The 24,415-nt window shown below is 70.7% G+C and carries 25 protein-coding genes; 24 read left to right on the top strand and 1 reads right to left on the bottom strand.

Features of this window, described 5'->3' with window-relative positions; translation table 11 throughout:
* Positions 1–56: 56 nt before the first annotated feature.
* From mltG to nusB, 11 genes are all read left to right on the top strand, one after another.
* A complete protein-coding gene (gene mltG / locus ACWDZ4_RS17290) occupies positions 57–1,721 on the top strand; it encodes an endolytic transglycosylase MltG (RefSeq protein WP_451509243.1) in 1,665 nt (554 codons plus the stop codon).
* Positions 1,718–2,545: a shikimate dehydrogenase gene (locus ACWDZ4_RS17285; protein ID WP_451509242.1), complete on the top strand. Its 828-nt coding sequence runs from the start codon at positions 1,718–1,720 to the stop codon at positions 2,543–2,545. The genes mltG and ACWDZ4_RS17285 overlap by 4 nt, the downstream gene beginning before the upstream one ends.
* A gap of 42 nt (positions 2,546–2,587) precedes the next feature.
* Positions 2,588–2,776: a hypothetical protein gene (locus tag ACWDZ4_RS17280; protein ID WP_451509241.1), complete on the top strand. Its 189-nt coding sequence runs from the start codon at positions 2,588–2,590 to the stop codon at positions 2,774–2,776.
* Between the two features lie 128 nt (positions 2,777–2,904).
* Positions 2,905–4,089, top strand: a complete 1,185-nt coding sequence (gene aroC, locus ACWDZ4_RS17275) for a chorismate synthase (RefSeq protein ID WP_451509240.1) — start codon at positions 2,905–2,907, stop codon at positions 4,087–4,089.
* 38 nt (positions 4,090–4,127) lie between these two features.
* Complete coding sequence (locus ACWDZ4_RS17270; protein ID WP_451509347.1) at positions 4,128–4,610, top strand: shikimate kinase; 483 nt, start codon at positions 4,128–4,130, stop codon at positions 4,608–4,610.
* Entirely contained in the window at positions 4,607–5,701 is a 1,095-nt protein-coding gene (aroB, locus tag ACWDZ4_RS17265; RefSeq protein ID WP_451509239.1) for a 3-dehydroquinate synthase, read from the top strand. Before ACWDZ4_RS17270 ends, aroB begins: the two co-directional genes overlap by 4 nt.
* On the top strand, positions 5,698–6,144 hold the full coding sequence (aroQ, locus tag ACWDZ4_RS17260; RefSeq protein ID WP_451509238.1) for a type II 3-dehydroquinate dehydratase: 447 nt from the start codon (positions 5,698–5,700) through the stop codon (positions 6,142–6,144). Before aroB ends, aroQ begins: the two co-directional genes overlap by 4 nt.
* 130 nt (positions 6,145–6,274) lie before the next feature.
* Positions 6,275–7,174, top strand: coding sequence for a Pro-rich N-terminal domain-containing protein (locus ACWDZ4_RS17255; protein ID WP_451509237.1), 900 nt, complete (start codon positions 6,275–6,277; stop codon positions 7,172–7,174).
* 165 nt (positions 7,175–7,339) lie between these two features.
* Positions 7,340–8,446 (top strand): aminopeptidase P family protein, encoded by a 1,107-nt coding sequence (locus ACWDZ4_RS17250; protein WP_451509236.1) that lies wholly within the window; start codon positions 7,340–7,342, stop codon positions 8,444–8,446.
* Positions 8,447–8,517: 71 nt separating this feature from the next.
* The gene (efp, locus tag ACWDZ4_RS17245) at positions 8,518–9,084 is read left to right on the top strand and encodes an elongation factor P (protein ID WP_344489755.1); all 567 of its coding nucleotides are present in this window, start codon (positions 8,518–8,520) and stop codon (positions 9,082–9,084) included.
* A 2-nt stretch (positions 9,085–9,086) separates the two neighbouring features.
* On the top strand, positions 9,087–9,515 hold the full coding sequence (gene nusB, locus ACWDZ4_RS17240; protein ID WP_451509235.1) for a transcription antitermination factor NusB: 429 nt from the start codon (positions 9,087–9,089) through the stop codon (positions 9,513–9,515).
* A 183-nt stretch (positions 9,516–9,698) separates the two neighbouring features.
* On the opposite strand, the gene bldD is transcribed toward nusB, so the two are convergent.
* Complete coding sequence (bldD, locus tag ACWDZ4_RS17235; RefSeq protein ID WP_093801867.1) at positions 9,699–10,199, bottom strand: transcriptional regulator BldD; 501 nt, start codon at positions 10,197–10,199, stop codon at positions 9,699–9,701.
* Between the two features lie 231 nt (positions 10,200–10,430).
* Between bldD and pyrR the strand changes: the two genes are divergently transcribed.
* From pyrR to metK, 13 genes are all read left to right on the top strand, one after another.
* Positions 10,431–11,006: a bifunctional pyr operon transcriptional regulator/uracil phosphoribosyltransferase PyrR gene (gene pyrR / locus ACWDZ4_RS17230; protein ID WP_451509234.1), complete on the top strand. Its 576-nt coding sequence runs from the start codon at positions 10,431–10,433 to the stop codon at positions 11,004–11,006.
* 96 nt (positions 11,007–11,102) lie between these two features.
* Positions 11,103–12,089, top strand: coding sequence for an aspartate carbamoyltransferase catalytic subunit (locus ACWDZ4_RS17225; RefSeq protein WP_451509233.1), 987 nt, complete (start codon positions 11,103–11,105; stop codon positions 12,087–12,089).
* Between the two features lie 2 nt (positions 12,090–12,091).
* Positions 12,092–13,387 (top strand): dihydroorotase, encoded by a 1,296-nt coding sequence (locus ACWDZ4_RS17220; protein ID WP_451509232.1) that lies wholly within the window; start codon positions 12,092–12,094, stop codon positions 13,385–13,387.
* A complete protein-coding gene (locus ACWDZ4_RS17215; protein ID WP_451509231.1) occupies positions 13,384–13,965 on the top strand; it encodes a PH-like domain-containing protein in 582 nt (193 codons plus the stop codon). Before ACWDZ4_RS17220 ends, ACWDZ4_RS17215 begins: the two co-directional genes overlap by 4 nt.
* Positions 13,962–15,098 (top strand): glutamine-hydrolyzing carbamoyl-phosphate synthase small subunit, encoded by a 1,137-nt coding sequence (gene carA / locus ACWDZ4_RS17210; protein ID WP_451509230.1) that lies wholly within the window; start codon positions 13,962–13,964, stop codon positions 15,096–15,098. The genes ACWDZ4_RS17215 and carA overlap by 4 nt, the downstream gene beginning before the upstream one ends.
* Positions 15,091–18,402 carry a carbamoyl-phosphate synthase large subunit gene (carB, locus tag ACWDZ4_RS17205; protein ID WP_451509229.1) on the top strand — a complete coding sequence of 1,104 codons (3,312 nt, stop codon included), beginning with the start codon at positions 15,091–15,093 and terminating at the stop codon, positions 18,400–18,402. The genes carA and carB overlap by 8 nt, the downstream gene beginning before the upstream one ends.
* A gap of 84 nt (positions 18,403–18,486) precedes the next feature.
* Positions 18,487–19,596: a quinone-dependent dihydroorotate dehydrogenase gene (locus ACWDZ4_RS17200; RefSeq protein ID WP_451509228.1), complete on the top strand. Its 1,110-nt coding sequence runs from the start codon at positions 18,487–18,489 to the stop codon at positions 19,594–19,596.
* Positions 19,593–20,432: an orotidine-5'-phosphate decarboxylase gene (pyrF, locus tag ACWDZ4_RS17195; protein ID WP_451509227.1), complete on the top strand. Its 840-nt coding sequence runs from the start codon at positions 19,593–19,595 to the stop codon at positions 20,430–20,432. The genes ACWDZ4_RS17200 and pyrF overlap by 4 nt, the downstream gene beginning before the upstream one ends.
* A 303-nt stretch (positions 20,433–20,735) precedes the next feature.
* Entirely contained in the window at positions 20,736–21,059 is a 324-nt protein-coding gene (locus ACWDZ4_RS17190) for an integration host factor (protein WP_451509226.1), read from the top strand.
* Between the two features lie 39 nt (positions 21,060–21,098).
* Positions 21,099–21,692, top strand: coding sequence for a guanylate kinase (gene gmk / locus ACWDZ4_RS17185; protein WP_451509225.1), 594 nt, complete (start codon positions 21,099–21,101; stop codon positions 21,690–21,692).
* A 28-nt stretch (positions 21,693–21,720) separates the two neighbouring features.
* Complete coding sequence (gene rpoZ, locus ACWDZ4_RS17180) at positions 21,721–21,993, top strand: DNA-directed RNA polymerase subunit omega (RefSeq protein ID WP_028814064.1); 273 nt, start codon at positions 21,721–21,723, stop codon at positions 21,991–21,993.
* 103 nt (positions 21,994–22,096) lie between these two features.
* Complete coding sequence (coaBC, locus tag ACWDZ4_RS17175) at positions 22,097–23,332, top strand: bifunctional phosphopantothenoylcysteine decarboxylase/phosphopantothenate--cysteine ligase CoaBC (protein ID WP_451509224.1); 1,236 nt, start codon at positions 22,097–22,099, stop codon at positions 23,330–23,332.
* Positions 23,333–23,585: 253 nt separating this feature from the next.
* Positions 23,586–24,415: methionine adenosyltransferase (metK, locus tag ACWDZ4_RS17170; protein WP_451509223.1), on the top strand; the 830-nt coding region annotated here is incomplete at its 3' end.

The raw sequence follows: 24,415 nt of genomic DNA, 5'->3' as shown, positions 1-24,415 counted from the left end.
GTTGCCGCGCCCCACGCGCGAAGCAGTCGCCGCCTCGCGGCACACTATGGGGTTTGATGACTGAGTATGGCCGGGGCGCAGGCCACGAACCGTGGCATCCCGAGGACCCGTTGTACGGGGACCAGGGATGGGCAGGACAGCAGGCCGCACATGGTCAGGGTCCGTACGGAGACCAGCCGCAGCCGCAGCACTACCAGCAGCAGCCGCAACAACCGCAGCAGCCGTACTACGACGGCCGGCAGCAGCAGCACCCGCAGCAGCCCGGGTACCCGGAGCAGCAGCACTACGGCCATGGCGGCGGCTGGGACACGGGCGGGCACCAGCGGCAGGACCCGGCGCCGTACGGCATGAACCCGGCCGCCGACCCCTACACCGGCCAGCAGCCCGGCTACGGCGCCGAGAGCCCCGACTACTACGCCGCGCCGGACGCGTACCCCCCGCCGCAGCCCCCGAACCAGCGCGGCCCCGAGCCGGAGCAGGCCCCCGAGTGGACGCCCGGGTCCGAGCCGGAAGCGCCCGAGGAGCACCCCTTCTTCACGGGCGGCGACGCCGGTGACGACGACGAGTCCGACGAGCCGCGCGAGTCCCGCCGCGGCCGGGGCGGTGACCGCCGCGGCGGAAAACCGAAAAAGAAGAAGAGCCGCAACGGCACGGCGTGTCTCATCGTCGCGGTGGTCCTGGTCGGCGGGGTGGGCGGCATCGGTTACTTCGGCTACCAGTTCTGGCAGGACCAGTTCGGCGCGCCCGAGGACTATGCGGGCAAGGGGTCCGATCCCACCCAGGTGGAGATCCCCCAGGGCGCCGGCGGCTACGAGATCGGCAGCCTCCTGGAGAAGGCCGGCGTGGTCAGGAGCCAGGGCGCCTTCGTCGCCGCTCAGAACAGGAATCCGCAGGGCAAGAACATCCAGGCGGGGGTCTACACCCTCAACAAGAAGATGTCCGCGGACAACGCCGTCTCGGAAATGCTCAAACCGAGCAGCCGCAACGCCCTGATCATCCCCGAGGGCAAACGCAACGCCTGGGTCTACGAGCAGATCGACAAGCGCCTGGAAGTGAAGGCCGGGACCACCGAGGCCGTCGCACAGGCGCAGTCCGAGGACCTCGGACTGCCGGACTGGGCGACCGGCCACCCGGACGTCAAGGACCCGCTGGAAGGCTTCCTGTTCCCCGCGAGTTACCCGGTCGCGAAGGGCGCGAAGCCCGAGAACGTACTCAAGAAGATGGTCGCCCGGGCCAACGCGGAGTACGACAAGCAGGACATCGAAGGCGCCGCGGGCAAGCTTGGCCTGAGATCCCCGATGGAACTGATCACGGTGGCGAGCCTCGTCCAGGTCGAAGGAAAGTACAAGCACGACTTCGACAAGGTGGCGAGGGTCGTCTTCAACCGTCTCAAGCCGAACAACACCGAGACAGTCGGCCGGCTCGAGTTCGACTCCACGATCAACTACATCAAGGCCGACAGTAAGCTCGACATCGGGCCCGTCGACGATCTGAGGAAGATCGACGACCCGTACAACACCTACGACATCAAGGGTCTGCCGCCCGGCCCGATCAGCAACCCGGGTGCCGATGCCCTGCACTCCGCGATCAACCCGAAGCCCGGTCCTTGGTACTACTTCGTCTCGGTCACGGCGGACAAGACCCTCTTCGCGGTGACCAACGCCGAGCACGAGCAGAACCGGCGTCAGTACGAGGAAGAGCTGGAGAAGTCCGGACAGTGAGCACACCCCGACGTGCGGCCGTCCTCGGCTCGCCCATCGCCCACTCGCTCTCACCGGTGCTGCACCGCGCCGCGTACGAGGCGCTCGGCCTCGCCCACTGGTCGTACGACCGCTTCGAAGTGGACGAGGCCGCCCTCCCCGGTTTCTTCGCGGAGCTCGACTCGTCCTGGGCCGGACTGTCCCTGACCATGCCGCTCAAGCGGGCCGTCGTCCCGCTGCTCGACGAGGTCAGTGGGACGGCGGCCTCCGTGGAGGCGGTCAACACCGTCGTCCTCACCGAGGACGGCCGCCGCCTCGGCGACAACACCGATGTCCCCGGCATGATCGCCGCCCTGCGCGAACGCGGCATCGAGAAGGTCGGCTCCGCCGCGGTTCTCGGCGCGGGGGCCACCGCCTCGTCCGCGCTCGCCGCCCTCTCCCGCCTGTGCACGGGCCCGGTCACCGCGTACGTCCGCAGCTCCGCCCGCGCCGACGAGATGCGGCAGTGGGGCGAACGGCTCGGAGTCGACGTACGCATCGCCGACTGGGCGGAGGCGGCGCGGGCGTTCGACGCACCGCTCGTCGTCGCCACCACCCCGGCCGGCACCACCGACGCCCTCGCGCAGGCCGTCCCCGACCGCCCCGGCACCCTCTTCGACGTGCTGTACGACCCGTGGCCGACCGCACTCGCCGCCGCCTGGTCGGCGCGCGGCGGCGCGGTCGTCGGCGGGCTCGACCTGCTCGTACACCAGGCCGTGCTCCAGGTGGAGCAGATGACGGGCTGCGCCACCGCGCCGCTCGGCGTGATGCGGACTGCCGGGGAACGGGCGCTCGCCGCCCCTTAGAGTCTGCGGAGAATCACAGGTCACCACAGGGAGCGCTCGATCGTGGGCATGCCGATGGAGCAGGCCCTGGCAGCGCCGGACCTGCTGAAACCGGCGCTGCACTTCCTGCCGGAGTGGCTGCGTATCACCCTCGGCGCGGCCGTTCTGCTCCTGCTGCTCGCGGGCGGCGCCCGCAGACTGTGGCGTGTCGCGGCGGCGCGCAGGCTCAGGTCACAGCGTCCCGCGCACTGAGAAAGCCGTCCGTCTGCTGGACCGGGGGCCGGTCGCGCGCCCTGCCGTGGGAGGATCGGGGGTGGCGGGCCAGGGCCGCGCACCCGGTCGCGCCGTTGCAGTTCCAGGCGCGAGCATGAGGAGCACCGTTGAGCAGGTTGCGCTGGCTGACCGCGGGAGAATCCCACGGCCCCGCACTCGTCGCGACGCTGGAGGGCCTTCCCTCCGGTGTCCCCCTCACCACGGAGATGGTGGCGGACGCGCTGGCCCGGCGGCGGCTCGGCTATGGGCGCGGCGCGCGCATGAAGTTCGAGCAGGACGAGGTCACCTTCCTCGGCGGCGTACGGCACGGACTGACCATGGGCGGCCCCGTCGCGATCATGGTGGGCAACACCGAGTGGCCCAAGTGGGAGAAGGTCATGTCGGCCGACCCGGTCGACCCCGAGGAACTGGCCAAGCTCGCGCGCAACGCGCCGCTGACCCGTCCCCGCCCCGGCCACGCCGACCTCGCCGGCATGCAGAAGTACGCGCTGGACGAGGCCCGGCCGGTGCTGGAGCGGGCCAGTGCTCGCGAGACCGCGGCCCGCGTGGCGCTCGGTACCGTCGCCCGGTCGTACCTGAGGCAGACCACCGGCGTCGAGATCGTGTCGCACGTCGTGGAGCTGGCCGCCGCCAAGGCGCCGTACGGCGTCCTGCCCGTGCCCGCCGACGAGGCGAAGCTCGACGAGGACCCCGTGCGCTGCCTGGACGCGGACGCGTCGAAGGCGATGGTGGCCGAGATCGACCAGGCCCACAAGGACGGCGACACGCTGGGTGGCGTGGTCGAGGTGCTGGCGTACAACGTGCCCGTCGGGCTCGGGTCGTTCGTGCACTGGGACCGTCGCCTCGATGCCCGGCTCGCCGCCGCGCTGATGGGCATTCAGGCCATCAAGGGCGTCGAGGTCGGCGACGGCTTCGATCTCGCGCGCGTGCCCGGTTCCAAGGCGCACGACGAGATCGTGCCGACCGCCGAGGGCGTACGCCGCACCTCCGGGCGCGCCGGCGGTACCGAGGGCGGCATGTCCACCGGTGAGCTGCTCCGCGTACGGGCCGCCATGAAGCCCATCGCCACCGTGCCGCGCGCGCTCGCCACCATCGACACCGCCACCGGCGAGGTCGCGGCCGCGCACCACCAGCGCTCCGACGTGTGCGCCGTGCCCGCCGCCGGGATCGTGGCCGAGGCCATGGTCGCGCTGGTCCTCGCGGACGCCGTCGCGGAGAAGTTCGGCGGCGACAGCGTCGGCGAGACCCGGCGCAACGTGCGGAGCTACCTCGACAACCTGGTCGTCCGGTGAGCGGGGCGGGCGGCCCCCTGGTCGTACTCGTCGGACCCATGGGGGTCGGCAAGTCCACCGTCGGCGAGATCCTCGCCGAGCGGCTGGGCGTGGCCTACCGGGACACGGACGCCGACATCGTCGAGGCCGAGGGCCGGCCGATCGCCGAGATCTTCGTCGACGAGGGCGAGGCGCACTTCCGTGAGCTGGAGCGGCAGGCCGTGCGGGCCGCCCTCGCCGAGCACACGGGCGTCCTCGCGCTCGGCGGCGGCGCGGTCCTCGACGACGGCACGCGTGCGTCCCTGGCCCCGCTGCCCGTCGTCTGCCTCTCCATGAACGTCACCGAGGCGATCAAACGCGTCGGGCTGAACACCGCGCGCCCGCTGCTGGCCGTCAACCCGCGCCAGCAGTGGAAGCAACTGATGGAAGCGCGCCGTCACCTGTACGCCGAGGTGGCCGACGCGATCGTCGAGACCGACGACCGCACCCCCGAAGAGGTCGCCCAGGCGGTCCTCGACGCACTCGAATTGAAGGAAGCATGACGGAGCAGGCAGTCACCCGTATCCAGATCGGCGGCAGCGAGGGCGCGGAGCCCTACGAGGTGCTGGTCGGCCGGCAGCTGCTCGGTGAGCTCCCCGGGCTGATCGGCGACCGGGCGCAGCGCGTCGCCGTCCTGCACCCGGAGGCGCTCGCCGGTACCGGGGAGGCCATCCGCGAGGACCTCGCCGGTCAGGGCTACGAGGCCATCGCGATCCAGCTGCCGAACGCCGAGGAGTCCAAGACCGTCGAGGTCGCGGCGTACTGCTGGAAGGCGCTCGGGCAGACCAACTTCACGCGCACCGACGTGATCGTGGGCGTCGGCGGCGGAGCCACCACCGACGTGGCCGGTTTCGTCGCGGCGACCTGGCTGCGCGGAGTGCGCTGGATCGCCGTACCGACGACCGTGCTCGGCATGGTCGACGCGGCCGTCGGCGGCAAGACGGGCATCAACACCGCCGAGGGCAAGAACCTCGTCGGCGCCTTCCACCCGCCCGCCGGTGTGCTCTGTGACCTGGCCGCGCTGGACTCGCTGCCGGTCAACGACTACATCAGCGGCCTCGCCGAGATCATCAAGGCGGGCTTCATCGCCGACCCGGTGATCCTCGACCTGATCGAGGAGGACCCGGCGGCGGCCCGTACGCCCGAGGGGCCGCGCACCGCCGAGCTGATCGAGCGCGCCATCCGGGTCAAGGCCGACGTCGTGTCGAACGACCTGAAGGAATCCGGTCTGCGCGAGATCCTGAACTACGGCCACACGCTCGCGCACGCCATCGAGAAGAACGAGCGCTACAACTGGCGCCACGGCGCGGCCGTCTCCATCGGCATGGTCTTCGCCGCCGAACTCGGCCGGCTCGCGGGCCGTCTCGACGACGCGACCGCCGACCGGCACCGCACGGTGCTGGAGTCGGTCGGGCTGCCGCTCGCCTACCGCGGCGACCAGTGGCCCAAGCTCCTGGAGGCCATGAAGGTCGACAAGAAGTCGCGCGGCAACCTGCTGCGCTTCATCGTCCTCGACGGCCTCGCCAAGCCGACCGTGCTCGAGGGCCCGGATCCGGCGGTGCTGCTCGCCGCGTACGGCGAGGTGTCCAAGTGACGGACCTCCGACGGGTCTACGTCCTCAACGGGCCCAACCTCGGCCGGCTCGGCTCGCGCGAGCCCGACGTGTACGGCGCGACGTCGTACGCCGGGCTCGTCGAGGAGTGCGGACGGCTCGGCAAGGAGCTCGGCTTCGACGTCGACGTACGCGAGACCAATGACGAGGGCGAGCTGATCCGCTGGCTCCACGAGGCCGCGGACGGGTCGATTCCGGTCGTTATCAACCCGGGTGCCTTCACGCACTACTCGTACGGAATGAGGGACGCGGCGGCCCAGCGCACCGCGCCGCTCATCGAGGTGCACATCTCGAACCCGTACACACGTGAGGAATTCCGGCACACCTCGGTGATCGCCGCCGTCGCCAGCGGCACGATCGCGGGCTTCGGCATCGGCTCCTACCGGCTCGCCCTGCGGGCCCTGGCCGAGGAACCCGGCGACTGACAGGGCACTCTGGACCTGCCCCGGCCGTTCACACCAATGCGGCGGGGGCAGGTACCTTTCGGTAGGCCCGGGCCTGCCGAAACCGCCCTGGCCCAGTACGAGTCGCCTGTACGAGACGGAGTGGCACCGGATGCAGCACGCAGTGGGGGCTCCGCTGCCACCACCCCACAGGCCCGGCGCCGGATGGACGCACGGCGCCCCGCACCCCGCAGGGCCCCCCGCCGGGCCACCGGCTCCCCAGGGGCCTCCGCAGGTCCCAGGGGCCCCGGGAACCGCTCCCGGCACCCCACAGGGCCACGGGCCCGGCCACGCGCCCGCCCACCATGCCCCGGCTCCCGGCTGGAGCGGCCCGGCCCCGCAGCACACGCCGGGGCCGCCGGCCCGGGACGTCACCGGACACATCCAGCTGCCGCCCGGGGGACCGGTCCCCGTCCCCGCGCCGCCGCCCGCCACCGCGCCCACGGACACCGGGAGCACGACGCTGGCGGTGCTGCTCATCGGCCCCGCGGGCGCGGGCAAGACGACCGTCGCCAAGCACTGGGCCAGGCACCGCCGGGTGCCGACCGCGCACATCAGCCTCGACGACGTACGCGAATGGGTCTGCTCGGGATTCGCCGACCCGCAGTCCGGCTGGAACGACCAGTCCGAGGCCCAGTACCGCCTCGCCCGCCGCACCTGCGGCTTCGCCGCCCGCAACTTCCTGGCCAACGGCATCTCGTGCATCGTCGACGACGCCGTCTTCCCGGACCGTCCCGTCGTCGGGCTCGGCGGCTGGAAGCGCCACGTGGGGCCCGGGTTGCTGCCCGTGGTCATCCTCCCCGGCCTGGAGATCGTGCTGGAGCGCAACGCCCAGCGCAGCGGCAACCGGCGCCTGTCGGACGAGGAGGTCGCCCGTATCCACGGCCGGATGGCCGGCTGGTACGGCTCGGGGCTGCCGATCATCGACAACTCGCAGTACGACGTGGAGACCACGGCCCGCGTACTGGACGAGGTGCTGGCCCGCTCCATAGCCAGCCCGCCGGCCTGGTAGGCCCCGGGCGGCGCCGCGCGACAGCCGGACGCCCCCGCACGGCCGCGCCGTGCCGTCGAGCCGTGCCGTCGAGTCGCACCGCCGAGCCGCCGCGCCGAGCCGCCGCGCCGCCCGGTCGGACGCGCTGAAACGGCCGGACGGCCGCTCCGCTCGTACGCTCGAAACATGTCAGAGCTGTATGCGGTCCGCCGCGGACGGCTGCGCGACCGGTGCGCCGCTGCCGGCAGCGGCGCCGCACTGGTCTCCCGCCCCGCCAATGTCCGCTACCTCGCGGGCGGGGCGCCGCCCGGCGCCGTGCTGCTGCTCGGGCCGGACGAGGACGTGCTGATCTGCCCCCGTACGCCGGTCGCCGACCCCGCGGACGGCCGCCCCGACGAGCAGCTGCGGACCACGGTCCTGCCGGAGCCGGACGGCGACGCCGTCGTCGCGGCGGCCGGGATGGCCACGGCGGCCGGCGCGGAGTCCCTCGCCGTCGAGGAGCACCACCTGACCGTCGCCAGGCACCGGGCACTCGGCTCGGTCGCGCCGCGACTGCGCCTGGGCGACCTCGCCGGCGCCGTCGAGCAACTGCGGATCGTCAAGGACGAGGAGGAGATCGCGTGCCTGCGGATCGCGGCCGAGATCACCGACCAGGCCCTGGGCGAGCTGCTCGAATCGATCCTGGTCGGCCGCACGGAACGGCACCTCGCGCTGGAGCTCGAACGCCGTCTGGTCGACCACGGCGCGGACGGGTCCGCCTTTGCCACCTCGGTGGCCACCGGGCCGAACTCGGGCCTGCGCAGGCACCGGCCGTCGGACCGGCGGGTCGAGGAAGGTGATTTTCTCTCCGTCTGCCTCGGCGCCAACTACCGCGGCTACCGCTGCGAGATCGGCCGTACCTTCGTCATCGGTACGACGCCCGCCGACTGGCAGATCGAGCTGTACGACGTCGTATTCGCCGCTCAGCGGGCCGGCCGGGAGGCCCTCGTGCCCGGCGCCGAGTACCGCGAAGTCGACCGTGCGGCACGTCAGGTGCTGGCCGCGGCGGGCCACGGCGAGGGCCTCGCACCGCGGACCGGGCACGGTGTCGGGCTCGAAATGGAGGAGGACCCGCAGCTGGCACCTGGGACCATGGGTAAACTGGACGCTTGTGTGCCGGTCACCGTCGGACCGGGGGTCCACCTCCCGGGCCGGGGCGGTGTCCGGATCGATGACACGCTCGTCGTGCGCCCCGAGGCGGACGGCGGACCCGAGCTACTCACCATCACGACCAAGGAGCTGCTCGCGCTGTAGCCGTCAGCCGCAGCGCGACCCCCGAGGTCACCGCAGCCCCACCAGCCTTCAGTCCAGGAGATTCCGCAACCGTGGCTTCCACGAACGACCTCAAGAACGGCATGGTGCTCAAGCTCGACGGGGGCCAGCTCTGGTCCGTCGTCGAGTTCCAGCACGTCAAGCCCGGCAAGGGCCCTGCCTTCGTGCGCACCAAGCTCAAGAACGTGCTGTCCGGCAAGGTCGTCGACAAGACCTTCAACGCCGGCGTCAAGGTCGAGACGGCCACCATTGACCGCCGTGACATGCAGTTCTCGTACATGGACGGCGAGTACTTCGTCTTCATGGACATGGACACATACGACCAGCTCATGGTCGACCGCAAGTCCGTCGGCGACGCCGCCAACTTCCTGATCGAGGGCTTCACCGCCTCCGTCGCCCAGCACGAGGGCGAGGTGCTCTACGTCGAGCTCCCGGCCGCGGTCGAGCTCACCATCGAGCACACCGACCCGGGCGTCCAGGGCGACCGCTCCACCGGCGGCACCAAGCCGGCGAAGCTGGAGACCGGCCACGAGATCCAGGTCCCGCTCTTCATCACCACCGGTGAGAAGATCAAGGTCGACACCCGCACGAGCGATTACCTCGGCCGGGTGAACAGCTAACCGTGGCTGCCCGGAACACGGCGCGCAAGCGCGCCTTCCAGATCCTCTTCGAGGCCGACCAGCGCGGCGAGCCCGTGCAGACGGTCCTCGCGGACTGGATGCGGCACGCCAGGACCGACACCCGCCAGCCGCCGGTCAGCGAGTACACGATGCAGCTCGTCGAGGGGTACGCCGTATACGCGGACCGCATCGAGGACCTCATCGCGACGTACGCGGTCGACTGGGAGATCGACAGGATGCCGGTCGTCGACCGGAACATCCTGCGGCTCGGCACGTACGAGCTGGTGTGGATGGACGAGACGCCCGACGCGGTGGTGATCGACGAGGCGGTGCAACTCGCCAAGGAGTTCTCCACGGAGGAGTCCCCGTCCTTCGTGAACGGCCTCCTCGGCCGTTTCAAGGACCTCAAGCCGAATCTGCGTCGCGGATAGGCTCGGTCTCTCCCGGGCCGGGATTTATTCAACGGCCGAAAGGGCCCGCAGCACGCTTCTGGGCGTACTGCGGGCCCTTTCGTCGCGGTCGCCGCTCGACATGCGAGAAAAACGCCGGGAACGGCGGAAACCTGAAAGCTTCCGCCGTTCCCGGCGTTACGTTTCTGCTGGCGCTGCCCGGCCTCAGGCGTCCTCGTGGGCGACCGCACGGCGCGCGTCCGCGTCGAGCACGCCCCAGCTGATCAGCTGCTCGGTCAGGACAGAAGGCGACTGGTCGTAGATGACGGCCAGGGTGCGCAGGTCGTCCTGGCGGATCGACAGGACCTTGCCGTTGTAGTCGCCGCGCTGCGACTGGATCGTCGCGGCGTAGCGCTGGAGCGGGCCGGCCTTCTCGGCCGGGACGTGGGCGAGGCGCTCCAGGTCCAGGCGGAGCTTCGGCGGCGGCTCGGCGGCGCCGCCGGGCGTCGTACCGGGCAGGAGCTCCTGCACCGGGACGCCGTAGAAGTCCGCCAGCTCGGCGAGGCGCTGCACGGTCACGGCACGGTCGCCGCGCTCGTACGATCCGACCACGACGGCCTTCCAGCGGCCCTGGGACTTCTCCTCGACACCGTGGAGAGAAAGGCCCTGCTGGGTGCGGATGGCACGGAGCTTGGCCCCGAGCTGTTTTGCGTATTCGCTGGACATATGGCTCCCCGGACGCTGTGACGACGTGCGGCTCCGCCGCGCGGCTGGTCTCACTTGGTAACTCACTGTGAGGTTACGCAGCGTTACTTGGGTGCGTCAAGCCGAATGGGTCCAGACCGCCTACGCGGGGGGTCCGGCAAGGCCGGTCGAATACTGCTGGTACCGTGGGTGGCGCAATTCCGACGTCCTTTAAGGTCCGTCCCGTGAGGCGGAGAAGGAGGTCCGTTTCCAATGGACACGGTGAATTCCGATGCTCCGCGCCCTGTACTCGAGGGCCCTGACATCGAGCGGGTACTGACCCGCATCGCCCACGAGATCGTCGAGCGCGCCAAGGGCGCCGACGACGTGGTGCTCCTCGGCATTCCCACCCGCGGCGTCTTCCTGGCCCGCAGGCTGGCCGCCAGGCTCGAACAGATCACCGGCCGCACGATCCCGGTCGGCTCCCTCGACATCACCATGTACCGCGACGACCTGCGCATGCGCCCCGCGCGTGCCCTCGCGCGTACGGAGATCCCCGGTGACGGCATCGAGGGCCGGCTCGTCGTCCTCGTCGACGACGTGCTGTTCTCCGGCCGTACGATCCGGGCCGCGCTGGACGCCCTGGGCGACATCGGCCGCCCCCGCGCCGTACAGCTCGCGGTCCTCGTCGACCGCGGCCACCGCGAACTGCCGATCCGCGCCGACTACGTCGGCAAGAACCTCCCCACGTCGTTGCGGGAGGCGGTCAAGGTCCAGCTCTCCGAGGAGGACGGCCGCGACGCCGTGCTGCTCGGTCTCCGCCAGACCGCTCCGGCCGGCGAGCAGTAGCGCCCACCCGTACGGACCCGCGCGCCGGGTCCGCGCGCCGGCCTGCCCTCCTGCCCGCCTCCACACACGCGCCCCTCACGAACCACGGAGCACCAGATGAAGCGTCACCTCATCTCGGCCGCCGACCTCACCCGCGACGACGCCGTACTGATCCTCGACACCGCCGAGGAGATGGCCCGCGTCGCGGACCGGCCGATCAAGAAGCTGCCGACCCTGCGCGGACGTACGGTCGTCAACCTCTTCTTCGAGGACTCGACCCGCACCCGCATCTCCTTCGAGGCCGCCGCCAAGCGCCTCTCCGCCGACGTCATCAACTTCTCCGCGAAGGGCTCGTCCGTCTCCAAGGGCGAGTCGCTCAAAGACACCGCGCTCACCCTGGAGGCGATGGGCGCCGACGCCGTCGTCATCCGGCACGGCGCCTCCGGCGCCCCTTACCGCCTCGCGACCTCCGGCTGGATCGACGGCGCGGTCGTCAACGCGGGCGACGGTACGCACGAGCACCCCACCCAGGCGCTGCTCGACGCCTTCACGATGCGCCGCAGGCTCGTCGGGGCCGACGCCGGCATCGGGCGTGACCTCGACGGCCGCCGGATCACGATCGTCGGCGACGTACTGCACAGCCGGGTCGCCCGCTCCAACGTCCACCTGCTGCACACCCTCGGCGCCGAGGTGACGCTCGTCGCGCCGCCCACGCTGGTCCCGATCGGCGTCGAGCAGTGGCCCTGCGAGGTCTCGTACGACCTCGACAAGGTGCTGCCGAAGTCCGACGCGGTGATGATGCTGCGTGTGCAGCGCGAACGGATGAACGCCGCCTTCTTCCCGACCGAGCGCGAGTACTCGCGCCGCTACGGCCTGGACGGCGACCGGATGGCCCGGATGCCCGAGCACGCCATCGTCATGCACCCCGGCCCGATGAACCGGGGCATGGAGATCACCGCGCAGGTCGCGGACTCCGCCCGCTGCACGGCCGTCGAGCAGGTCGCCAACGGCGTCTCGACCCGGATGGCCGTCCTGTACCTGCTTCTGGGCGGCAACGAGTCCGCCATCAGCCCCACCCCCGCGCGCACCGAGGAGAGCAAGTAACCATGAGTGAGACGACGAAGATTCTGCTCCGCGGTGCGAGGGTGCTGGGCGGCGAGCCGCAGGACGTCCTGATCGACGGCGAGACCATCGAGGCGGTCGGCACCGGCCTGAGCGCCGAGGGCGCGACCGTCGTGGAGGCCGAGGGCAAGGTCCTGCTGCCCGGCCTCGTCGACCTGCACACCCACCTGCGCGAGCCCGGCCGCGAGGACTCCGAGACCGTCCTGACCGGTACGAAGGCCGCCGCGGTCGGCGGCTTCACCGCCGTCCACGCCATGGCGAACACCTTCCCGGTCGCCGACACCGCCGGCGTCGTCGAGCAGGTCTGGCGCCTCGGCAAGGAGTCCGGCTACTGCGACGTGCAGCCCGTCGGCGCCGTCACCGTCGGCCTGGAGGGCAAGCAGCTCGCCGAGCTCGGCGCCATGCACGACTCCGCCGCGGGCGTGAAGGTCTTCTCCGACGACGGCAAGTGCGTCGACGACGCCGTGATCATGCGCCGCGCGCTGGAGTACGTGAAGGCGTTCGACGGCGTCGTCGCCCAGCACGCCCAGGAGCCCCGCCTCACCGAGGGCGCCCAGATGAACGAGGGCATCGTCTCCTCCGAGCTGGGACTCGGCGGCTGGCCGGCCGTCGCCGAGGAGTCGATCATCGCCCGCGACGTCCTCCTCGCCGCCCACGTCGGCTCGCGCGTGCACATCTGCCACCTGTCCACGGCCGGCTCGGTGGAGATCGTCCGCTGGGCCAAGTCCAAGGGCTGGAACGTCACCGCCGAGGTCACCCCGCACCACCTGCTGCTCACGGACGAGCTGGTCCGTACGTACAACCCCGTCTACAAGGTGAACCCGCCGCTGCGCACCGAGGCCGACGTCACCGCCCTGCGCGAGGCGCTCGCCGACGGCACCATCGACTGCGTCGCCACCGACCACGCCCCGCACCCGCACGAGGACAAGGACTGCGAGTGGGCCGCGGCGGCCATGGGCATGGTCGGTCTGGAGACCGCCCTGTCCGTCGTCCAGCAGACGATGGTCGACACCGGCCTGCTGGACTGGGCGGGCGTCGCCGACCGCATGTCCTTCCGCCCGGCGGCCATCGGCCGGCTGGAGGGCCACGGCCGTCCCGTCTCGGCAGGCGAGCCCGCCAACCTCACGCTGGTCGATCCGGCTTACCGTGGAGCAGTGGACCCCTCGGGCTTCGCCTCCCGCAGCCGCAACACCCCCTACGAGGGCCGTGAGCTGCCGGGACGCGTCACCCACACCTGGCTGCGGGGCCGCGCAACGGTCGTCGACGGGAATCTGGCGTGACACCTTTCATCCATCTGGCCGCCGAGGCCGCCGCCGCGGAGCGGAAGTCCGCCGAAGTGACCGACGTGGCCGCCCGCGTCGGCTGGGTCGTCGGGCTGCTGCTCTTCGTCGTGCTCATGTACTGGCTGATGCGCCAGGGCTGGAAGTGGCGCGCCGTCCTCCAGTCGGATCTGCCCGAGCTGCCCGCCGCGCCCCGGGCCCTCGGCGAGGCGAAGCTGAGCATGAGCGGCCGCTACCACGGCTCGACGACCGCCGGGCAGTGGCTCGACCGGATCGTGGCCCACGGTCTCGGTACGCGCAGCAGGGCCGAGCTGACGCTCACCGACGCGGGCCTGGAGGTCGTACGCCCCGGGGCGGCCGACTTCTTCGTCCCCGCGGCGGCGCTGCGCGAGGCCAGGCTCGACAAGGGCATCGCCGGCAAGGTCCTCGCCGAGGGCGGCCTGCTGGTCGTCACCTGGCAACACGGCGAGAAGCAGATCGACTCCGGCTTCCGCTCCGACCGCGCGGCCGAACACACGGCCTGGGTCGAGGCCATCAACTCCATGACACGCATTTCGACGGAAGGCACCGCACGATGACCCTCTCCACCCGGGGAGCCGCCAAGGCTCCCGCCGTACTCGTCCTGGAGGACGGCCGCACGTTCCGCGGCCGCGCCTACGGGGCCGTGGGGGAGACCTTCGGCGAGGCGGTGTTCAACACCGGCATGACCGGCTACCAGGAGACCCTCACCGACCCCTCGTACCACCGTCAGGTCGTCGTGATGACGGCTCCGCACGTCGGCAACACCGGCGTGAACGACGAGGACGACGAGTCGAAGAAGATCTGGGTCGCCGGGTACGTCGTGCGCGACCCCGCCCGCGTCCCCTCCAACTGGCGCTCCAGCCGCTCCCTCGACGAGCAGCTCGTCGACCAGGGCATCGTGGGCATCAGCTCCATCGACACCCGCGCGCTCACCCGCCACCTGCGCGAGCGCGGCGCGATGCGCGTCGGCATCTTCTCCGGCGACGCCCTCGCCGACGAGGAGACGCTGCTCGCCCGCGTGAAGGAAGCACCCCAGATGGTGGGCGCCGCGCTCGCCGCCGAGGTCGCCACCGAAGAGCCGTACGTCGTCCCCGCGATCGGTGAGAAGAAGTTCACCGTCGCCGCGATCGACCTCGGCATCAAGGGCATGACCCCGCACCGCATGGCCGAGCGCGGCATCGAGGTGCACGTCCTGCCGGCCACCGCCACGGCCGAGGACGTGTACGCCGTCGCCCCCGACGGGGTGTTCCTCTCCAACGGCCCCGGTGACCCGTCCACGGTCGACCTCACCGTCATCAAGGACGTCCTCGCGCGCAGGACGCCGCTCTTCGGCATCTGCTTCGGCAACCAGATCCTGGGCCGCGCGCTCGGCTTCGGCACGTACAAGCTGAAGTACGGCCACCGCGGCATCAACCAGCCCGTGCAGGACCGCACGACCGGCAAGGTCGAGGTCACCGCGCACAACCACGGCTTCGCCGTCGACGCCCCGCTCGACAAGGTCTCCGAGACCCCGTACGGGCGCGCCGAGGTGTCCCACGTCTGCCTGAACGACGACGTGGTCGAGGGCCTCCAGCTGCTCGACCAGCCGGCCTTCAGCGTCCAGTACCACCCCGAGGCGGCCGCGGGCCCGCACGACGCCGCGTACCTGTTCGACCGCTTCGTACAGCTCATGGAGGGCCAGCGTGCCTAAGCGCACCGATATCCAGTCCGTCCTGGTCATCGGCTCCGGTCCGATCGTCATCGGCCAGGCCGCGGAGTTCGACTACTCCGGCACGCAGGCCTGCCGCGTCCTCAAGGCCGAGGGCCTGCGCGTCATCCTGGTCAACTCCAACCCGGCGACGATCATGACCGACCCGGAGATCGCCGACGCCACGTACGTCGAGCCGATCACCCCGGAGTTCGTCGAGAAGATCATCGCCAAGGAGCGCCCCGACGCGCTGCTGCCGACCCTGGGCGGCCAGACCGCGCTCAACACCGCGATCTCCATGCACGAGCAGGGTGTGCTGGAGAAGTACGGCGTCGAACTGATCGGCGCCAACGTCGAGGCCATCCACAAGGGCGAGGACCGCGACCTGTTCAAGGGCGTCGTCGAGGCCGTCAAGGCCAAGATCGGTTACGGCGAGTCCGCCCGCTCGGTCATCTGCCACTCCATGGACGACGTCCTCGCGGGCGTCGACACGCTCGGCGGCTACCCCGTCGTCGTACGCCCCTCCTTCACCATGGGCGGCGCCGGCTCCGGCTTCGCGCACAACGAGGACGAGTTGCGCCGCATCGCCGGGCAGGGCCTCACCCTCTCGCCGACCACCGAGGTGCTCCTGGAGGAGTCCATCCTCGGCTGGAAGGAGTACGAGCTGGAGCTGATGCGCGACAAGAACGACAACGTCGTGGTCGTCTGCTCCATCGAGAACTTCGACCCGATGGGTGTGCACACCGGTGACTCGATCACCGTGGCCCCCGCGATGACGCTGACCGACCGCGAGTACCAGCGGCTGCGCGACGTCGGCATCGCGATCATCCGCGAGGTCGGCGTCGACACCGGCGGCTGCAACATCCAGTTCGCCGTCAACCCCGACGACGGCCGCATCATCGTCATCGAGATGAACCCGCGCGTCTCGCGCTCCTCGGCGCTCGCCTCCAAGGCGACCGGCTTCCCGATCGCCAAGATCGCCGCCCGTCTCGCCGTCGGCTACACGCTGGACGAGATCCCGAACGACATCACCGAGAAGACCCCGGCGTCCTTCGAGCCCACGCTCGACTACGTCGTCGTCAAGGTGCCCCGCTTCGCCTTCGAGAAGTTCCCGCTCGCCGACGCCACCCTCACCACCACCATGAAGTCGGTGGGCGAGGCCATGGCCATCGGCCGCAACTTCACCGAGGCGCTCCAGAAGGCCCTGCGCTCGCTGGAGAAGAAGGGCAGCCAGTTCGCCTTCACCGGCGACCCGGGCGACAAGGCCGGCCTCCTGGAGATCGCCAAGGTCCCCACCGACGGCCGCATCAACACCGTCATGCAGGCCATCCGGGCCGGCGCCACCCCCGAGGAGGTCTTCGACGCCACGAAGATCGACCCGTGGTTCGTCGACCAGATGTTCCTGATCAAGGAGTACGCGGACGAGCTCGCCGCCGCCGACAAGCTCGACCCCGTGCTGCTCGCCGAAGCGAAGCGGCACGGTTTCTCCGACGTCCAGATCGCCGAGATCCGCGGGCTGCGCGAGGACGTCGTACGCGAGGTCCGGCACGCGCTCGGAGTACGCCCGGTCTACAAGACCGTCGACACCTGCGCCGCCGAGTTCGCCGCGAAGACGCCGTACTTCTACTCCTCGTACGACGAGGAGTCCGAGGTCGCGCCCCGCGAGAAGCCCGCGGTGATCATCCTCGGCTCCGGCCCGAACCGCATCGGCCAGGGCATCGAGTTCGACTACTCCTGCGTCCACGCCTCCTTCGCGCTCAGCGACGCGGGCTACGAGACCGTGATGGTCAACTGCAACCCGGAGACCGTCTCCACCGACTACGACACCTCCGACCGCCTGTACTTCGAGCCCCTCACGCTCGAGGACGTGCTGGAGATCGTCCACGCCGAGACCCTCGCGGGCCCGGTCGCGGGCGTCATCGTCCAGCTCGGCGGCCAGACCCCGCTGGGCCTCGCCCAGGCGCTCAAGGACAACGGCGTACCCGTAGTCGGCACCCCGCCGGAGGCCATCCACGCCGCCGAGGACCGCGGCGCGTTCGGCCGCGTCCTCGCCGAGGCCGGACTGCCCGCCCCCAAGCACGGCACCGCGACCACCTTCGACGAGGCCAAGGCCATCGCCGACGAGATCGGCTACCCGGTCCTCGTACGCCCGTCGTACGTGCTCGGCGGACGCGGCATGGAGATCGTGTACGACGAGACCCGCCTGGCCTCGTACATCGCCGAGTCCACCGAGATCAGCCCCACCCGGCCGGTCCTGGTCGACCGCTTCCTCGACGACGCGATCGAGATCGATGTCGACGCGCTCTACGACGGCACCGAGCTCTACCTCGGCGGCGTCATGGAGCACATCGAGGAGGCCGGCATCCACTCCGGCGACTCCGCCTGCGCGCTGCCCCCGATCACCCTCGGCGGCTTCGACATCAAGCGGCTGCGGATCTCCACCGAGGCCATCGCCAAGGGCGTCGGCGTACGCGGACTGATCAACATCCAGTTCGCGATGGCCGGCGACATCCTCTACGTCCTGGAAGCCAACCCGCGCGCCTCGCGCACCGTCCCCTTCACCTCGAAGGCGACCGCGGTGCCGCTCGCGAAGGCCGCCGCCCGCATCTCGCTGGGCGCGACCGTCGCCGAGCTGCGCGCGGAGGGCATGCTGCCGAAGACCGGCGACGGCGGCACGCTGCCGCTCGACGCGCCGATCTCCGTCAAGGAGGCCGTGATGCCGTGGAGCCGCTTCCGCGACATCCAGGGCCGCGGCGTGGACACCGTCCTCGGCCCGGAGATGCGCTCCACCGGTGAGGTCATGGGCATCGACTCGGTCTTCGGCACGGCGTACGCCAAGTCGCAGGCCGGCGCGTACGGTCCGCTGCCGACGAAGGGCCGCGCGTTCATCTCGGTCGCCAACCGCGACAAGCGCTCGATGATCTTCCCGGCGCGCGAGCTGGTCGCCCACGGCTTCGAGCTGCTCGCCACCTCCGGCACCGCCGAGGTGCTCAAGCGCAACGGCATCAACGCCACCGTCGTGCGCAAGCAGAGCGAGGGCCAGGGCCCGCAGGGCGAGCGGACGATCGTCCAGCTCATCCACGACGGCGAGGTCGACCTCATCGTGAACACGCCGTACGGCACCGGCGGCCGCCTCGACGGCTACGAAATCCGTACGGCCGCCGTGGCCCGCAGCGTCCCCTGCCTCACGACGGTCCAGGCCCTCGCGGCCGCCGTCCAGGGCATCGACGCGCTGACCCACGGCGACGTGGGCGTGCGTTCCCTCCAGGAACACGCGCAGCACCTGACCGCGGCCCGCGAGGTCTAGCAGTCGGCACAGGAGGGGGACACCGGATGCGGTGTCCCCCTCTTCATGAGCCCAGCCCTCCCGGCCGTCCCGAGGAAAGCACCCATGTACAGACTCTTCTTCGACCTCGTCTTCAAGCGCATGGACCCCGAGCGGGCCCACTACACGGCCTTCCGCTGGATCCGCCTCGCGGCCCGCGTCCCGGTCCTGCGCACCTTCCTCGCCGCCGTCCTCGCGCCGCGTCACGCCGCGCTGCGCACCGAGGCGCTCGGCCTGCGCATGCACGGCCCGTTCGGCCTCGCCGCCGGCTTCGACAAGAACGCCGTCGCGATCGACGGCATGTCGATGCTCGGCTTCGACCACATCGAGATCGGTACGGTCACCGCCCAGCCGCAGCCCGGCAACCCCAAGAAGCGCCTCTTCCGCCTGGTGAAGGACCGCGCGCTCATCAACCGCATGGGGTTCAACAACGAGGGCTCCGAAGCCGTGGCGGCCCGCCTGGCGGCCCGCAACCCCGTCTTCAGGACCGTCGTCGGCGTCAACATCGGCAAGACCAAGGTCGTGCCGGAGGAGGAGGCCGTCGCCGACTACGTCACCTCCACCGAGCGCCTCGCCGCCCACGCCGACTACCTGGTGGTGAATGTCTCCTCCCCGAACACCCCGGGGCTGCGCAACCTCCAGGCCACCGAGTCGCTGCGCCCGCTGCTGACCGCCGTACGCGAGGCGGCCGACCGTACGGTCACCGGCCGCCGCGTCCCCCTCCTCGTCAAGATCGCGCCCGACCTGGCCGACGAGGACGTCGACGCCGTCGCCGACCTGGCGCTGGAGCTCGGCCTGGACGGCATCATCGCCACCAACACCACCATCGCCCGCGAGGGCCTCGGTCTGAAGTCCGACCCGGCCCTCGTCAAGGAGACCGGCGGACTGTCCGGAGCGCCCGTCAAGGCCCGCTCCCTGGAGGTCCTGCGCCGCCTGTACGCGCGCGTGGGCGACCGGATCACCCTGGTCGGCGTCGGAGGCATCCAGAACGCCGACGACGCCTGGGAGCGCATCCTCGCGGGCGCCACGCTCGTGCAGGGCTACAGCGCGTTCATCTACGAGGGTCCGTTCTGGGGCCGCGCGATCCACCGGGGCCTGGCGGCCCGCCTCGCGGCCAGCCCGTACGCCACGCTCGCCGACGCCGTCGGCGCCGAGACCCGGGAGACCTCCAAGTGACCCTCGCCCCCTTCGGCGCCCGCCTGCGCCACGCCATGGACACCCGCGGCCCGCTCTGCGTCGGCATCGACCCGCACGCCTCGCTGCTGAGCTCCTGGGGCCTGAACGACGACATCCGCGGCCTGGAGACCTTCACCCGCACGGTCGTCGAGGCCCTGGCCGACCGGGTCGCCGTACTCAAGCCGCAGTCGGCGTTCTTCGAGCGCTTCGGCTCGCGCGGCATCGCCGTACTGGAGAAGGCGGTCGAGGAGGCCAGGGCGGCCGGCGCGCTGGTGCTGATGGACGCCAAGCGCGGCGACATCGGTTCGACCATGGGCGCGTACGCCGCGACGTACCTGGACAAGGACTCGCCGCTCTTCTCGGACGCCGTCACGGTCTCGCCGTACCTCGGCTTCGAATCGCTGCGTCCGGCGCTGGACGCGGCCAGGGCCGGCGGGGCGGGCGTGTTCGTGCTCGCCCTGACGTCGAACCCGGAGGGCGCCGAGGTCCAGCGGGCCACCACCGCCGACGGCCGGTCGCTCGCGCAGCTGATGCTCGACCACATGGCGGCCGAGAACGAGGGCGCCGAGCCGCTCGGGTCGGTCGGCGCGGTGGTCGGCGCGACGCTCGGCGACGCGGGAGCGGATCTCGCCATCAACGGTCCGCTGCTGGCTCCGGGCATCGGCGCGCAGGGCGCGACGCCTGCGGACCTGCCGGGCGTCTTCGGGGCGGCCGTCGGCAACGTCGTACCGAGTGTGAGCCGTGGTGTGCTCCGCTTCGGTCCGGATGTTTCCGGACTGCGAGAGTCCGCTTCGCGCTTCGCCGACGAGGTCAGGGTGGCGGTCTCGGGGGCGTGACGGGACGCCCGCACGGCGCCGACACCCCGCCCGCGCGACGGCTTCCGTCATGCGGACGGTCCATGTTGACGGAATCCTGACCCAAAACCAGGGTGTTATGTCTGTTATGCCGTACTCGACCGAGGCTGACCAGGACTTTTCGTCGCTACTCGCTGACTGGAGCGGCCCAGGCCGCTAGTCTCCGTCGAGAGCAAACGTGCAGCTTGTCGTTCGCGACCCGCTGTTCGTTGTTCGCCTGGTGTGGAGCGACCAGCTTCCTCACCGGTCCGTATCCGACAGTTCGACATCCGAGGTGACGTAGGCGTGGCTCTTCCGCCCCTTACCCCTGAACAGCGCGCAGCCGCGCTCGAAAAGGCCGCCGCGGCTCGCCGGGAGCGGGCCGAGGTCAAGAATCGACTCAAGCACTCCGGCGCCTCGCTCCACGAGGTCATCAAGCAGGGACAGGAGAATGACGTCGTCGGCAAGATGAAGGTCTCCGCCCTTCTCGAGTCTCTGCCGGGCGTGGGCAAGGTCCGGGCCAAGCAGATCATGGAGCGGCTCGGCATCTCCGAGAGCCGTCGTGTGCGCGGTCTCGGCTCCAACCAGATCGCCTCTTTGGAGCGCGAGTTCGGCGGCGGCTCCGCCTGACGTTCTCGGGCACCCCCGAGAACCTGGATAATCGCATCCATGGCTGCAACATCCCGGGGGACGACCCCCGTGCCCCCGGACGTACGTCCGCGGCTGACCGTGCTCTCCGGCCCCTCCGGGGTCGGCAAGAGCACGGTCGTCGCCCATATGCGCAAGGTCCACCCCGAGGTATGGCTCTCGGTGTCGGCCACCACACGCAAGCCGCGACCCGGCGAGCGCCACGGCATCCAGTACTTCTTCGTGAGCGACGAGGAGTTCGACAAGCTCGTCGCCAACGGTGAGCTGCTGGAATGGGCCGAGTTCGCCGGCAATCGCTACGGCACGCCCCGGCGTGCCGTGTCCGAGCGGCTCGAAGCGGGCGAGCCCGTGCTCCTGGAGATCGATCTCCAGGGCGCGCGGCTGGTCCGTGAGTCGATGCCGGAGGCCCAACTGGTCTTCCTGGCCCCGCCCAGCTGGGACGAGCTGGTCCGCAGGCTGACCGGCCGCGGCACGGAGGCGCCCGATGTCATCGAGCGCCGCCTCGAGGCCGCGAAGATCGAACTCGCCGCGGAGGCGGAGTTCGACACCACCCTTGTCAACACCTCCGTCGAGGATGTAGCGCGTGAGCTGCTAGCCTTGATGGAAGTTGCTTGATCTCTGTTCACTTATCGGAAGGTAGAGCGTGTCCTCTTCCATTTCCACGCCCGAGGGCATCATCAACCCGCCGATCGACGAGCTGCTCGAGGCTACTGACTCGAAGTACAGCCTCGTGATCTACGCGGCGAAGCGCGCGCGTCAGATCAACGCGTACTACTCGCAGCTCGGTGAGGGTCTGCTCGAGTACGTCGGTCCTCTGGTGGACACTCACGTCCACGAGAAGCCGCTCTCGATCGCCCTGCGCGAGATCAACGCGGGTCTGCTGACCTCCGAGGCCATTGAGGGCCCGGCGCAGTAGTCAGCAGGCGCAGGAATCTTTTTCGTCACAGGCCCGGCAGCGCGACTGCCGGGCCTGTGGTGTGTCATAGGGACGTAAATTCCGGAGCGAGCGGGGAGACGCAGTGGACCAGGCGGACGGCAAGGCGGACGACAAGGCCACCAGGCCGAAGGTCGTGCTGGGAGTCAGCGGAGGCATCGCCGCGTACAAGGCGTGCGAGCTGTTGCGGCGGCTGACCGAATCCGGCCACGACGTGCGGGTCGTGCCGACCGAGGCGTCCCTCCACTTCGTCGGCGCCGCCACCTGGTCGGCGCTCTCCGGCAACCCGGTCTCGGCCGAGGTCTGGGAGTCGGTGCACGAGGTGCCGCACGTACGGATCGGGCAGTCCGCCGATCTGGTCGTGGTCGCCCCCGCCACCGCCGACATGCTGGCCAGGGCGGCCCACGGGCTCGCCGACGACCTCCTCACGAACACCCTCCTCACCGCCCGGTGTCCGGTGGTCTTCGCGCCCGCGATGCACACGGAGATGTGGGAGCACCCGGCCACCCGGGAGAACGTCGCGACGCTGCGCCGGCGCGGCGCGGTCGTCATCGAGCCCGCGGTGGGCCGGCTGACCGGCGTGGACACGGGCAAGGGCCGGCTGCCCGACCCGGACGAGATCTTCGAGGTCTGCCGCCGGGTGCTCGCGCGCGGCGCGACCGCGCCCGACCTCGCCGGTCGTCACGTCGTGATCAGCGCGGGCGGTACGCGCGAGCCGCTCGACCCGGTCCGCTACCTGGGGAACCGGTCCTCGGGCAAGCAGGGGTACGCCCTGGCCCGTACCGCCGTCGCGCGCGGCGCGCGGGTCACGCTCGTGGAGGCCAACACCGGTCTGCCGGATCCGGCGGGCGCCGACGTCGTCCGCGTCGGAACGGCGGTGCAGCTGCGCGAGGCCGTGCTGAAGGCGGCGGCGGACGCCGACGTGGTGGTGATGGCGGCCGCCGTGGCCGACTTCCGTCCGGCGGCGTACTCCACGGGGAAGATCAAGAAGAAGGACGGCCAGGAGCCCGCCGCCGTCGAGCTGGTCCGCAACCCCGACGTCCTCGCGGAGATCGCGGCGGAACGCGGAAAGCCGGGGCAGGTGGTCGTCGGCTTCGCCGCCGAGACCGACCACGTCCTCGCCAACGGCCGGGAGAAGCTGCGCCGCAAGGGCTGTGACCTGCTGGTCGTCAATGAGGTGGGGGAGCGCAAGACGTTCGGCTCCGAGGAGAACGAAGCCGTGGTGCTGGACATCGACGGCGGCGAGACCCCGGTGCCGTACGGCCCCAAGGAAGCCCTCGCCGACACCGTCTGGGACGTGGTGACAAGTCGACTCGGTTAATTCTCGGCCTGTTCCACCGGGCATCCCAAAACACCGCAAATGTCCTCGCGAATCCGGTATTTTGCCCTGTGATGGAGGGTGACGACCGTACTGCGCAGCGCAGTGCCGCTGGTCACAGGGCTCCCACGAAGCGAGACACGTGGTCCGCCGACCGGAAGTGACCGATAAACTGGTCGCGGACCGACGCCGGGCGCAGCTCCCGGACCGTTCCATCAATGCTCAGCCAGCAGCCGCTGCAACCCCAGGGAGCGATGTGTCCCGCCGTCTGTTCACCTCGGAGTCCGTGACCGAGGGCCACCCCGACAAGATCGCTGACCAGATCAGCGACACGATCCTCGACGCGCTCCTGCGGGAGGACCCGGCCTCCCGGGTCGCCGTGGAGACCTTGATCACCACCGGCCTGGTGCACGTCGCCGGTGAGGTGACCACCAAGGCCTACGCGGACATCCCCACGCTGGTGCGCAACAAGATCCTCGAGATCGGCTACGACTCCTCGAAGAAGGGCTTCGACGGTGCCTCGTGCGGTGTGTCGGTGTCCATCGGCGCGCAGTCCCCGGACATCGCGCAAGGTGTCGACACGGCCTACGAGACCCGGGTCGAGGGCGATGAGGACGAGCTCGACAAGCAGGGCGCGGGCGACCAGGGCCTGATGTTCGGATACGCGTGCGACGAGACCCCGGAGCTCATGCCGCTCCCGATCCACCTCGCGCACCGCCTGTCGCGCCGTCTGTCCGAGGTCCGCAAGAACGGGACGATCCCGTACCTGCGGCCCGACGGCAAGACCCAGGTCACCATCGAGTACGACGGCGACAAGGCGGTCCGCCTCGACACGGTCGTGGTCTCCTCGCAGCACGCCTCCGACATCGACCTGGACTCGCTGCTGGCTCCCGACATCCGTGAGTTCGTCGTCGAGCACGTACTGAACGGTCTTGTCGAGGACGGCATCAAGCTGGACACCGAGGGCTACCGGCTGCTGGTCAACCCGACCGGGCGCTTCGAGATCGGCGGCCCGATGGGTGACGCCGGCCTCACCGGCCGCAAGATCATCATCGACACGTACGGCGGCATGGCCCGCCACGGCGG

The organism is Streptomyces sp. NPDC003016 (genome assembly GCF_053591455.1).
Note: the sequence above shows the minus strand (reverse complement) of the source record. Positions and strands in the feature narration are given on the sequence as shown.